The sequence below is a fragment of the Paraburkholderia sp. genome (genome assembly GCF_035501035.1).
Taxonomy (GTDB): domain Bacteria; phylum Pseudomonadota; class Gammaproteobacteria; order Burkholderiales; family Burkholderiaceae; genus Paraburkholderia.
In genome coordinates this window covers 1-11,937 of the sequence record NZ_DATJWR010000368.1, presented here as the reverse complement: position 1 = coordinate 11,937, position 11,937 = coordinate 1, and the positions used below count along the sequence as shown (strand labels likewise).

Below are 11,937 nucleotides of genomic sequence, written 5' to 3'. Positions count from 1 at the left end.
GCGCCAGGACGTGGCGCTCGACCTGCTGTTCTATCCGACGCAGCAGATCCAGGTGAAGGTGGAATATCGCCACGACTGGGCGACGCAGCGTGTGTTCCTGCACGACGACGGTTCGTACGGCAAGAGCAACGACCTGCTGGGCGCGCAGTTCATCTACTCGTTCTGATGAGGTTGGGGCGGGCGGCGGCCTTCAAGGTTTCAGGCCGTTGCCCGCTTTTTTTTCTACGCTTTCCCTATGCTCAAATTCGCCAATCAGCAACATGCCCCGTCGTGGTACGCGGACACCGCCAATGACATCACAGCGCACCCCATGCTCGAAGGCGCGCTCGACGCCGATGTCTGCGTGGTCGGCGCGGGCCTCACGGGCGTTTCCACCGCACTCAATCTCGCCGAGCGCGGCTACCGCGTCGCGCTGCTGGAAGCCTCGCGGGTGGGGTGGGCCGCGAGCGGGCGCAACGGCGGCCAGCTGATCGGCGGTTTTGCCTGCGATATCGACACGTTCGCGCGGTTCATGCCCGAAGCCGAAGTCCAGCAGATCTGGGACATGGGCCTCGAAACGCTCGATATCGTGAAGCGCCGCGTGGCGCAGCATCGCATCGACTGCGCGCTCACCGAAGGCTATTTCACCGCCGCCAACAAGGCGCGCGACGTGGATGCACTCAAGCGCTGGCGCGACGAAGCGGCACGGCGCTTCGGCTACGACCGCTTCCAGTACGTGGATCGCGATGGCGTTGGGCGCTACGTGCAGTCCTCGCGTTATCAAGGCGGTCTCTACGATCCCGATAGCGGCCATCTGCACCCGCTCAACTACACGCTCGGTCTCGCGCGCGCAGCCGTCGAGGCGGGCGTGCATGTGTTCGAGAACAGCCCCGTTACGCGCCTGCGCGAAGAAAGCGGCGCACATGTCGTCGAAACCGCGAGCGGCAACGTGCGTGCGAAATTCGTTGTGCTCGCATGCAATACGTACCTGGGCGACCTCGCGCCCGCGCTCGCGCGCAAGATCATGCCCGTGGGCACTTACGTGATCGCCACCGAACCGCTGGGCGCCGAACGCATGCGCGCGCTCATGCCAGCCCAGGCGGCCGTATGCGACAGCCGTTTCGTACTCGACTACTTCCGGCCCGCGCCCGACACGCGCCTGCTGTGGGGCGGCAAGGTGAGCTACTCGACGTTCGCGCCGCCCAATCTCGGCGAAGCCATGCGGCGCGACATGCTCAAGACGTTCCCCCAACTCGCCGACGTCAAGGTCGATTACGCGTGGGGCGGCTACGTGGACATCACCATGAACCGCGCGCCGCACTTCGGCCGTCTCTCGCCCACGGTGTATTTCGCACAGGGCTTCTCGGGCCACGGTGTCAACACCACGGGGCTTGCCGGCACACTGATTGCCGAAGCGATTCACGGGCAGGCCGCGCGCTTCGACCTGTTCGGCAAGATTCGTCACCGCGATTTCCCGGGCGGCGCTACACTGCGAACCCCTGCCCTCGTGCTCGCGATGGCGTGGTATCGCATGAAGGACCTGCTCTGATGACACTCGACCTCGATGCCCAGGCGGACGCACTCGCCCGTCACTCGTACTACGAAGCCACCGCCACACGCCCCGCCGACGACGATCCCGTTCTGGAAGGCGCGCTCGAGGCAGACGTGTGCGTGATAGGCGCCGGCTTCGCCGGGCTCTCGGTTGCGCTGGAGTGCCGCGCACGCGGCCTTTCGGTCGTCGTGCTCGACGCGCACCGCCCCGGCTGGGGCGCCTCGGGCCGCAATGGCGGCCAGACGCTCGTGGGCTTCGCGAAGGACGAAGTGCTCGAAAAGCAGCTCGGCGCGCAAGGCATCCGCGCGGCCTGGGCGCTCTCCATCGAGGGCGTGAGCCTCGTGCGCGAACGCATTGCGCGTTACGGCATCGACTGCGATTTCACGCCGGGCTATCTGACCGTCGCGACGAAGGCCAAGCGCGTGCCCGACCTGCGCGCGTGGATGGACGCGGCGCGCTCGCGCTGGGGCTACGACCGCCTCGAATGGCTCGATACCGGCGCCACACGAGCGCGCGTGGCGTCGCAGCGCTATCTGGCGGGTGTCTACGATCCGGTTTCCGGCCATCTGCATCCGCTCAAGTACTGCCTTGGCCTCGCCGCCGCCGCGCGACGCGAAGGCGCGCAACTGTTCGCGCATACGCGAGCGCTCGAAGTCGTGCGAGGCACGCAGCCCGTCGTGAAGACCGCACGCGGCGAAGTGCGCTGCCGCTTCGTGGTGTCGTGCTGCAACGCCGCGCCGGGCGGCGTGTTGCCAGGCGCCGTGGCAGCGCGCATCGCGCCCATTGCGTCTTACATCATCGCAACCGAGCCGCTCGGGCACGAGCTGGCCGATTCGTTGATCGCGCAACGTTATGCCGTGTGCGACAACAACTTCTTTCTCGACTACTTCCGCGTTTCTGCCGACAACCGCATGCTGTTCGGTGGTCGAGCCGATTCGACGGGTGCGGCGCCCGCGCAGCTCGCGGTAGCGATGCAAGCCCGCATGAGGGGGGTGTTTCCGCAACTTGCGCAGGCGCGCGTGGAGTACGCCTGGGGCGGCTTCGTCGACGTCACGCGCAACCGCGCGCCCGACTTCGGCGCAATCGATCCGAATTATTTCTACGTGCAAGGTTTTTCTGGGCACGGCGTCGCGCTCACCGGCATTACAGGGCGCCTCGTGGCACAGGCCATTGTCGGCGAGCACGCCTCGTTCGACCTGTTCGCGCAACTGCGGCACGCGCGCTTTCCCGGCGGCCCAACGTGGCGGCGGCCCGCGCTCGAAATCGGCATGCTCTATCACCGTGTGATGGAGATGCTCTGAGGCGGGAAGTAGTCAGTCCGCAGGCAGAGGAATTAAAGCCCGTACTTTGGGATTAAACCCAGAGCCAGTGGGGTTAAAGTGCGTACCAGTTTTCTGCGGCGATACCGCAGCCTTGATGTGACAGTTTACCGTTATGCGAAATACGACATTTCATCGATTGTCGGAATTGACTTGAAAGCCGGTTTGGCGAAAAAGTAGCCTTGCATCAGGCTCACACCATGTGCCATGAAGAAGTCACGCTCGCCTTTGGTTTCGATGCCTTCCGCGACCACGCGGATGCCGAGGTCGTGACACATTGATATGACACCTCGCACGATGCGCTGACGCACCGGGTCGGTGTCGATGCCGCGGAGAAGCCCCATATCGAGCTTGATGATGTCGGGCTGAAAATCCACCAGGAGGGCGAGTCCCGAGTAGCCGGCTCCAAAATCATCAATTGCGGTCAGGAAACCATATTCTTTGTAGGCCCGGAAAATCTGAACCAGGTGACTGCGGTCAGCCAGATGTTCCCCCTCGACCGTCTCGAATATGATTCTTTCAATCGGGAAGCCATGTGTCTGCGCGGCGTCCAGGGTGCTCCTTATGCAGACCTCCGGCCTGTAGACGGCGTTGGGCATGAAATTGATTGAGAGGAACGCGTCAAGACCTAGCGCGGCTGCACTGGCGATTGCCGTCTGGCGGCAGTGTTGGTCAAACTGGTATTTCGTTGTATCGTCGATTTGCGACAGCACGGAATACGCGGATTCCCCGTTCGCACCACGCACGAGCGCCTCGCATGCAAACACAGCCCTGGCACTCATGTCGACGATTGGCTGAAATGCGAAATCTATCTCGACGGGCAAAGGCGTTGTGTCCTTGCATCCAGAACATCTTTTCGATTGACCGGCCACCTCGTCATGGCTACGGATTTTGAAAGAGTTCATCTGTCTATAAGCCGCCGTTATTTGCTGTTTGGGATTGCATCTATTGGCCCCGTGGCCCAGCAGCCGTCAGATGCGAACTGCTTTGCCTTCTTCGCCGTCGGAAAAAGCTACATCCTTTGCTTCGGCAACGCCGCCGCGCACGCAGTTTCGCCCTGCCCGCTTTGCGTCATAGAGAGCACGGTCAGCGGCGGCTAACAGGTCCTGGAGCGTCGGGTTTGCATCACCGAGACTTGCTACACCAAGACTGATGGTCGCTTTCCATTGTCCGACAGCCGTGTCAATGCGTGCTCGCTCGACGGCGACGCGCAGTCGCTCCGCGACCACCATTGCCTCTGCGGTCGTCGTAGACGGCAGCATCAAAACGAACTCCTCACCACCGAGTCGCGCGACAGTGTCGGAGCTTCGTAGCAGCGCCTTCGCTTCGTCCGCAATCCGTTTCAAGACGTCGTCACCAGCCTGATGCCCGGCCGTGTCATTTATACGCTTGAAGTGGTCGGCATCCACCATAACTAGCGACAGTGCTCGGTCATGCCGCTGGGCACGCGCCACTTCCGACTCCGCAATTTCAAAGAAGTGAGCACGGTTCGTCACGCCGGTCAGATGGTCCGTCGTAAGCAGACGCGCGAGGTTATCGCTGTGCATCTTCCGTTCAGTGACGTCCCTCAAGACCACCGAATACCCCGAAATATCGCCATCATCCTCACGGAGCACAGCAACGAGAACTTGCCCCCAGTAGCGCCGACCCGTTTTCGTCTCGCACCAAAACTCCTCCACGTGCCAACCCTCGTCGCGCGTCAACGCAATATGCTCGGGTGAACGGTGCAAAACAATCTCGTCGCGGGCATAAAAACGCGACAGCATGTGCCCGACGACTTCCATCTCACCGAAGCCCGTCAAGCGTTCAACCGATGGATTCCAGCTGTCGATGCAACCTTCAGCATCAAGAGTAAAAAACGCAAAGTCGTTGACACTGGTGTAAATTCCGGCGAGCCATGATTCGGTCTGTCGCGCTCGACGCTCAGCGGCAACTTGCCGCGAGATGTCCGTCAAAACCATCATCAACACGTCCACACTCACCTTGATGATGGAACATGCGAGAACGACAGCGTCATCCCTCGCCGGCGTTACGAACACCCGATGGTTTTCACACACAGGCCCACGCTCCGCCTCGAAACTAGCCACCAGGTTACGAAGCTCCGGGGCGACCGACGCAAGGCTGTCGAAAATATTCTCGATATCCCCACCCTTTACCAGAGGCATGAGCAGCTGCGCGGCAAGAGGGTTCATCATGTCAACGCGGCCTGATTTGTCGCTGCGGACAATCCCGACCGGCGATAGATACATGAACGAGAGCAACGCCTCGTACTCGGACTCCAGGTCATTCTTGTCCGCGTTCAGCGCGCTCAATTTGTCGCTCTCCGTTCAATCAGGACAAACCGCGTCGCGCAGCCCGGCGCCTTCAGCAGTCTCAGCCGCACCGGAGTCGGGCGCATACGCAAGGTCAAAACGTAGGGAACGACGTCGTCGAGCTCGTCCTCGTCATCGAAGCGTTGCGCGACCATGAAGTTGTTCATGCACGGCGCAACCTCTTCAAAAAAATGCTTCCCCAGAACTCGCTGCGGACTCAATCCCGCGTTTCTCGACTCGGTGGCGTTGTACAGCGTGACAATCGCATCCGATGTGAATCCAATAACCCCAAACGGCAATACATCCAACCGCTCGGCATCCAATCCAGCCAGTTCTGTTATCCGCGCAGCTTCAAATTCATTGTTCATGTTTTCCCCTGCCTGGCCTTAGTCCACCAAGTCCAATTTGTCCGACCATTTGGCCAATCATCACGTAGCGCCGGCCACCCAACCATACCGGCAAGCTGGAATAGCAGGATGCAATCCCACATGACATGTTATCGACCGGCAAAAATAAAACTTTAGCGTTGACGCTCGATAGTTGGTCCAAAAACCACAAGTGAACTATGAGCTTAGATGCCTGGACATGGCGGCGGATGCCGCGCCAGTGGCCTCAATCCACTCGCACGCGAATCGGTGCGCTTCGAGCGGATTGCTGCCTTGGTGGACTCTTCTCCGAAAAGCTGGAGCCTGGAACGCGAATAAAGTTGACGTGCCACCAGCGCAGGAGCAATCGAAATGTGGCTGGCACGTGGCGGCGCCAGTAAGCGGTGCGCCGCTTCTCTAGTACCGACCGAGCGACCGCCGAAGGTGGTCTCTTCCAGGTCGTCAAGTCCGAACCGGTTGGCGTCCGCGTCGCAATCACCGCCGACAGTGAAATGGATGTGCGCGGAAACGCAATGCACCTCTGTATCGTATGCGCTGGCGCGACAGGAAAAGTGCAAGACGCTGACGTCGAGCACACCCTCGGCGCGTAGGGAATGGCACACGTGGTCGACAAGACCGCAGTCGTCGCCCAGCTACAAGCGTTCTTCGACTGGCTGCAACAGCGCTGGCCGGGCAGCACGATTCGCGTCGAAGCCAACCGCCCTGACGGAACACGACTGAGAGGCCGTATCGATATGCTGCTGGATACCCCCGAAGGATGGATCCTCATAGACCACGAGTCGAATCCTGGCGGCACAAGTCAAATGACGCGCTCGCTCAAGGGCGCGGCCCACCGTTATCGGCCTATGCTTGGACCGTTGAGGAATGTACGGGCAAAGGGGGCTAAGGAGCGTTGACTCTACTTGCCGATTTCTGGTCGTGCCCTGCAGCATTCATCCTCGGACTAACGGTATTACCTCGTCGATACCCGGATTCAATTGTGGACGAGGGCATCGAAGACGGAGCCGAATACCCGACTAGACAAATCAGGTGCGCGGAGCAACCCGCCCCGCCACACCCGGGCGGCGCCGGCTTAAGCCCTACCAAGGGTACCCGCCGCAACAGCGAGTACCTGGACGCTCACTTTAATAAAGCCTTCGCAAGTCATCCGCTGGCTTGTGCGTCGTCGCGACTATGCCGCGACAGCTTCTCCATGGCATGAGCTTTCTTTGCCTGCCAGGTTTTTAGCAGATGTTTCTTGGCCGTAAGAAAAGCTGCCCCGCTTTTACGCACAACACGCTGAAATTTCAATACTACATCTCTGTCCCGTTGAGACATCGTCTTCTCCTTAAAAAACAGTAAGAAAACGGACCTTAATCCTCCGGCTCAATTGCGATACGAACAAGGTCGGGGAGGGCATCCGGCAAGGGACGGTCTGAAGCCCCGCGCCTGCCAAACTCGGAGTGGAATCTAGCAAAATGACTCCATAAGTCAATATGAAAAATCTTATATCGACGCTAGCCGGTATTTCAATCCGGAATAAAAGCTGAAGTCAAATACGCGGCACTCACTGTATCGGTGGTACCGCCCCCCAGCTTCTCCGCCAGCATCCGTTCGTACACTCCGAAGTGCAGGTCGACCTCCTCTTGCGTGACGGCGTGGACAAAGATGTTGACCTGTTCCGGCAACAACCCCATCACCGTGGCAATGGCGCTTTCGAGTTGAGGTCCGCAAAGCCGGTCTTCCGCCAGGGTCGTTCCGACGCTGATGTCATACGCCTTTTCATGTCGAAATACGATTTCGACAATGCGCGCTCTGGCGCTCATGTTGTTGTCGACAGCAAGTCTCGCCAGTTCCGCGACCTGCTGCATTACGTCGGTCGGAAAACCTTTTGTGGAGCGCAGCTTGATGCGGTGTCTGCCAAGCGTTCTCCATTCTGTATCGAATTCCATAGTCGTCTCCCAGTGAACACCGGTGCGCGAACAATATGGGCTCCGGGCGCATTTTCAAGGCCAAAAAATTCGTTCGCCGCCTCTTGAAAACGGCTGGGAGCATCCTAGATTGGTGACAGCGCAGGTGGTCCCGCAGACGCACGTCAGCGGGCGCTGCGTGTTTCAATCTTGATTATCCACGGCATGGGACAACCGGACTGAAGCGCGAGAGTTGGTTCGCTCCCTTGCCTCCAAAGGAGAAAGCGAACATGGGTGACCTTTACTCTGGAACCGACCTTTTCACTGAACTGGACCGGCTGCAACGCCAGATGTCCAGCCTGTTCGGCGGCTTGCCGTCCAGCCTTCGTTCAAGCCGTTTCGGGACCTTTCCACCTATCAATATCGGCGCGACCGACGACACGATAGAAATCGTCGCGTTCGCGCCCGGTGTCGAACCGTCCAAACTCGATATTTCCGTCGATAAAGGGCTGCTGACAATCGCCGGCGAACGCGCGACGCAGCAAGCAATGTTGCCTGAGGGCACGCGGCAGTATGCCCAGGAGCGATTCAGCGGTGCTTTCCGGCGGGTCATCGAACTGCCTCAGCAAGCCGACCCTGACAAGGTGCAGGCACGCTATGTCGACGGTTGCCTGCTAATTTCGGTGGGCAAACGTGAAGCGTCCAAACCCCGTGCTATTACGGTTCAGTAATGAGGTGACGTGATGAGTGAGAATACGCAAATCGCACAGAGCAACCAAGGTACCAGCACGCGCGCGGAACCGGACGACGCCCGCCGTCGCGTCACGCTGTCACCTGCTGTCGACATCGTCGAAGATAGCCATGCTGTCACGCTTTGGGCTGACCTCCCGGGTGTCTCGAAGGAGAAGCTGGACGTGAGAGTCCACGATGGCAGCCTGACCATCGAGGCTGAATCTGTGGTGCCAGTCCCGTCAACCCTTCAGTTGTCGCACGCTGAAGTTCGCGTGCCTTATTTTTCGCGCCAGTTCAACGTCAGCGAAGACTTCGATACGTCGCGGATTGAAGCAGCGCTGAAAGACGGTGTTCTGAAGCTGACAATACCGCGACGCGACGAGGCGAAGCCACGGCGCATCGCGATTAAAGTCGGCTGAGCCCATCGACTATCAGGAGCATTGCCGCTGCAAAGCGGGTATGTTTAGGCGCTACAGTCGGGTCGATACGTTCGCTCGACTGTAGCGAATTTCTAAAGGAGTACGAATTTTTTCGATTTTAAGCTAGACTGCATCAACATGGCGCGGACGCGGGCATACCGACGGCGGCGCGCTGCACGGCTATCTGCCCGAGACGGCCTGCAGGCGGCTTCAGGACAGTTTGGCCAGCAGCTTGATGAAGTTGCGCTTCGCGCGATACGCCGCCCGAATCTCCTCCAGTTCGCGGGTGAACGCCGCACGTTCATCCAGCCTCGCCCGCAGCATGCCGATGGCCCGCACGATTTCGAACGCCTCGTCATATCGCGCGTTGCGCGTACCGCCCTCGGCAGCGACCGGCACCTGTGCGGCGTGAGGTCCGGAAAGCCTCTGGTGCAGCATGTCGACCAGCGACATCAGGCCATCGCCGTATGCGCCAGCCTCCCGCCAGTCCAGTGGCCGGGACATGCGTGTCGCCTGCCTGACGGCGGCCTTCATGCCGGGCAAATCGGATGCCCCGCGGCACGCGCGGCGAACAGCAGCTTGTCGCGCAACGACAGGTCGCGTTCGATGGCTTCGAGCAACCATTACTGAAGCGCATCCTTGTCGAGCTTCGCTACGTATTCGCGAATCACTTCCTCGTAGGTCTTCCTCTTCTTGCGCGACTTCCCGGGAGCCGACTCTCCGGCATGGAACACCTCTTCACCGGAATTCTCGAGCCAGGAGAGCGCAACAGCGACGGCATGCTTGCGGAAAACTCCATCGTCCCCTACAGGACAGTTGCAGTCGTACGCGAGTTCGCCATCGTCATCGACGGCGAGTTCAACCCGGTAACGATGCGTGCCGCGTACGCTGGCGTGAACAGCGCCGTCGCGCTTCTCCAGGCGGGAGACGGCGCCATCGTGGAAAGAGGCCTTGCCGCCCCCGAAGGTCTTCGTGTCGGCCAGCGACTGGACTTCGGCAAGAGTGAGAACCTCGGGGAGCTTTGCAGACGGGGACATCGGGTGACAGGTGAAAAAAGGAGAATGCCGCGACGGGCGGCGAACAGTCACGACGATACCTAGGGAGCGCTGCAGTCGTACACGGCACGGCAAGCTGCTGGGAAACGCACTGCCCGCGCAGCAGGCGACGAGCAACAGTAAGGAGCAGCACGGCCCGCTCCGCTATCGAATCCGACTGAACCGCAGCAGCTCTGGGAAGCACGCTCCGCAGCACCGAAATCCCCAAACAGCTTTGCTTACCAGGAAAGGTGTGAGATGCGCTCCAGCCGAAGAGAACGCCCTCGAACCCGAACTCTACTGCTCTCACCGGACGTCACGCTCGCCAACATCACTCTCCCCTGGTAAGCAGCTGCGCAGCGGCATGTAGGCGGATGCACGCTTGAGAGATGCACCGGTTATTCCCAGATAATCTCTTTACGCGAGAAGCGAAAAACGGAATAACCAGATGTGTTCGCCCAAGAAAATCAAAACCCAATCCTAAAGCAAACAGTCTGGGTGTTGCACTTCAGATTTGAGAACGCGATTCGCACTTGAGGCGGCTGTGGACATGAGTGGTTCAAATTGACCTCAAAATGCATCGTAACCATGGACATTCGCCTCAAGTAGATTTCCCCTTAAAATTCAGTGAATTACAGGACGTCCATGCCGCAGATGCTCGCGGGTGCCTGTTGCGCCATTTAGTCCCAAAGCACTCAACCGCCACGGAGACCAGAAGCTATTACCTAGTCGCCCCGCGTGCACAACTCTGCTGCCCACACCACAAGGGTGTGGACAGCCGCCCTGAGGGCGGTACCAGAGTTGCACACACTCGAACGCCTGACGCGCCGGCTTCGCCGGCTTGCCTAAATTTGATTTTGAAGGTATGAATGCGTGGCCGCTGCGCTCCACACGCCGCGCCGCCGGGCGGAAGTAAGCCGGGTGGCTAGGCGTGGTAGACCGAGACACTTGCTCGCGAGGACTGGGGCTGCCGTCGAGGCCCAAATTGACAACTTCTCACCAAAAAATTCGCATTCTGGGAAACGCCGCCGAAGCCCGCCGTAAAACGCCGGTGCATGCCCTCGATCATGCGCGCCAGTGCGATCGCCACATTGCGCTCGGTCTGCAGGTACACCTTGACGAGCCCCTTCGGCGTCTCGCGCAGAAAGCCCGTTTTCTGTTCGACGATCATCACGCGCCCGGACGGGCTGACAATCACGAAATCGGCTTCGCCGAACACCGAGAATCCCTGATTGAGGCGGGTCCAGTGCACGCCGTGATAAACGGTGTAATCGGCGGACAACGCGCTTTCCAGCAACGCGAGGGTTTCGCGTTCGCGCACGGCGGCGCCGGTGGCGGCGAGATTTTTCCAGTCGTCGGGGACAATGCGGGCCATGCGGTGCCTCGTCATGTTCGGAGTGCGCTCATTGTATGCAACGCACCTGGTTTTCCGGCAGGCACCCTGTCCGATGCGTCGCCACGCGCAGACGAGCGGGTCATCACGCGCCGCATCGTGTATCGTTACCGGTTGAACGCCGCACTGGCGTGCGGCTTGCCAACCATGAAAGAGGATTTGCCGGATGATTACGATCTGGGGACGCACCAACTCGGTCAATGTCCAAAAAGTGTTGTGGTGTTGCGACGAACTGGTGCTGCCGTACGAGCGCATCGATGCGGGCATGCAGTTTGGCCGCAACAACGAGCCGCAATATCTGGCGATGAATCCCACCGGCCGCATCCCGACGCTGGTCGACGGCGATTTCGTGCTGTGGGAATCGAATTCGATCCTGCGTTATCTGGTGATGCAGTACGGACCATCGAGCCCGCTCTATCCGAACGAGCCGAAGCAGCGCGCGAGCATCGACCGCTGGCTGGACTGGTCGCTGTCCACGCTGCAGCCTGCCGAGCGCCCGGTGTTCTGGGCCCTCGTGCGCACGCCCGCCGCCGGGCGCGATGAGGCGAAGCTCGCCGCCGACCTCGAGGCCGTGGCCCTGCTATGGAAGCTGGTCGACACCCATTTGCAAGGCCGTTTCTTCCTCGAAGGCGAAAAGTGCACGCTGGCCGACGTCGTGATCGGCGCGTATGCGAAGCGCTGGTTCGGCCTCGACGGAATCGAGCGGCCGTCGCTGCCGAATCTCGAACGCTGGTACTCGCGCCTCGCGACCCGCGCGGGCTTCAAGAAGTACGTCGACTTCCCGCTGACCTGAACCCGCGCCAACACTCCATATGACGATTACGCTTTACGCATGGGGCACGCCGAACGGCCGCAAGGTCAGCGTCGCCCTCGAAGAAATGGAACTGCCGTACACGGTCGTTCCAGTCAACATCGGCAACGG

General features: G+C 60.2%; 14 protein-coding genes and 3 pseudogenes. 8 read left to right on the top strand and 9 right to left on the bottom strand.

The features are described from left to right. The 3 genes from VMJ11_RS27045 to VMJ11_RS27035 form a co-directional block, all read left to right on the top strand. On the top strand, positions 1-166 hold a 166-nt coding region (locus VMJ11_RS27045), incomplete at its 5' end, for a DUF3138 family protein (RefSeq protein ID WP_325623515.1). A gap of 69 nt (positions 167-235) precedes the next feature. Further along, positions 236-1,528, top strand: a complete 1,293-nt coding sequence (locus VMJ11_RS27040) for an FAD-binding oxidoreductase (protein WP_325623513.1) — start codon at positions 236-238, stop codon at positions 1,526-1,528. Further along, the gene (locus tag VMJ11_RS27035) at positions 1,528-2,832 is read left to right on the top strand and encodes an FAD-binding oxidoreductase (RefSeq protein ID WP_325623511.1); all 1,305 of its coding nucleotides are present in this window, start codon (positions 1,528-1,530) and stop codon (positions 2,830-2,832) included. Before VMJ11_RS27040 ends, VMJ11_RS27035 begins: the two co-directional genes overlap by 1 nt. A 131-nt stretch (positions 2,833-2,963) precedes the next feature. Here the strand turns inward: VMJ11_RS27035 and VMJ11_RS27030 are convergent, their stop codons facing one another. The 4 genes from VMJ11_RS27030 to VMJ11_RS27015 form a co-directional block, all read right to left on the bottom strand. Next, positions 2,964-3,755 carry an EAL domain-containing protein gene (locus tag VMJ11_RS27030; RefSeq protein WP_325623509.1) on the bottom strand — a complete coding sequence of 264 codons (792 nt, stop codon included), beginning with the start codon at positions 3,753-3,755 and terminating at the stop codon, positions 2,964-2,966. Between the two features lie 66 nt (positions 3,756-3,821). Then, a complete protein-coding gene (locus VMJ11_RS27025) occupies positions 3,822-5,162 on the bottom strand; it encodes a sensor domain-containing diguanylate cyclase (RefSeq protein WP_325623507.1) in 1,341 nt (446 codons plus the stop codon). After that, positions 5,159-5,530, bottom strand: coding sequence for a phosphonate transporter (locus VMJ11_RS27020; protein WP_325623505.1), 372 nt, complete (start codon positions 5,528-5,530; stop codon positions 5,159-5,161). The genes VMJ11_RS27025 and VMJ11_RS27020 overlap by 4 nt, the downstream gene beginning before the upstream one ends. A gap of 203 nt (positions 5,531-5,733) precedes the next feature. Then, positions 5,734-6,123 carry a hypothetical protein gene (locus tag VMJ11_RS27015; RefSeq protein WP_325623503.1) on the bottom strand — a complete coding sequence of 130 codons (390 nt, stop codon included), beginning with the start codon at positions 6,121-6,123 and terminating at the stop codon, positions 5,734-5,736. A gap of 27 nt (positions 6,124-6,150) precedes the next feature. Here VMJ11_RS27015 and VMJ11_RS27010 point away from each other — a divergent pair, with 27 nt between their 5' ends. After that, complete coding sequence (locus VMJ11_RS27010; RefSeq protein WP_325623501.1) at positions 6,151-6,444, top strand: hypothetical protein; 294 nt, start codon at positions 6,151-6,153, stop codon at positions 6,442-6,444. A gap of 247 nt (positions 6,445-6,691) precedes the next feature. On the opposite strand, the gene VMJ11_RS27005 is transcribed toward VMJ11_RS27010, so the two are convergent. Together VMJ11_RS27005 and VMJ11_RS27000 are read right to left on the bottom strand one after the other, a co-directional pair. Then, positions 6,692-6,865 carry a hypothetical protein gene (locus VMJ11_RS27005; protein WP_325623499.1) on the bottom strand — a complete coding sequence of 58 codons (174 nt, stop codon included), beginning with the start codon at positions 6,863-6,865 and terminating at the stop codon, positions 6,692-6,694. 229 nt (positions 6,866-7,094) lie between these two features. Next, positions 7,095-7,479, bottom strand: a pseudogene (locus VMJ11_RS27000) (hypothetical protein). Between the two features lie 248 nt (positions 7,480-7,727). Between VMJ11_RS27000 and VMJ11_RS26995 the strand changes: the two are divergent. Both VMJ11_RS26995 and VMJ11_RS26990 read left to right on the top strand, forming a co-directional pair. Then, positions 7,728-8,168, top strand: coding sequence for an Hsp20/alpha crystallin family protein (locus VMJ11_RS26995; RefSeq protein WP_325623498.1), 441 nt, complete (start codon positions 7,728-7,730; stop codon positions 8,166-8,168). 12 nt (positions 8,169-8,180) lie between these two features. Continuing rightward, positions 8,181-8,588, top strand: coding sequence for an Hsp20/alpha crystallin family protein (locus VMJ11_RS26990; protein WP_325623497.1), 408 nt, complete (start codon positions 8,181-8,183; stop codon positions 8,586-8,588). A 210-nt stretch (positions 8,589-8,798) separates the two neighbouring features. Here VMJ11_RS26990 and VMJ11_RS34345 read toward each other — a convergent pair whose 3' ends face one another. From VMJ11_RS34345 to VMJ11_RS26980, 3 genes and pseudogenes are all read right to left on the bottom strand, one after another. After that, a complete protein-coding gene (locus VMJ11_RS34345; protein ID WP_349255980.1) occupies positions 8,799-9,092 on the bottom strand; it encodes a hypothetical protein in 294 nt (97 codons plus the stop codon). Between the two features lie 119 nt (positions 9,093-9,211). Beyond that, the gene (locus VMJ11_RS34340; RefSeq protein ID WP_349255979.1) at positions 9,212-9,676 is read right to left on the bottom strand and encodes a hypothetical protein; all 465 of its coding nucleotides are present in this window, start codon (positions 9,674-9,676) and stop codon (positions 9,212-9,214) included. Positions 9,677-10,649: 973 nt separating this feature from the next. Then, positions 10,650-10,997: pseudogene (locus VMJ11_RS26980) on the bottom strand (nuclease-related domain-containing protein); the annotation flags it as partial. A gap of 184 nt (positions 10,998-11,181) precedes the next feature. Between VMJ11_RS26980 and VMJ11_RS26975 the strand changes: the two are divergent. Both VMJ11_RS26975 and VMJ11_RS26970 read left to right on the top strand, forming a co-directional pair. Further along, on the top strand, positions 11,182-11,808 hold the full coding sequence (locus tag VMJ11_RS26975) for a glutathione S-transferase (RefSeq protein ID WP_325623495.1): 627 nt from the start codon (positions 11,182-11,184) through the stop codon (positions 11,806-11,808). A gap of 19 nt (positions 11,809-11,827) precedes the next feature. Beyond that, positions 11,828-11,937, top strand: a pseudogene (locus VMJ11_RS26970) (glutathione S-transferase); the annotation flags it as partial.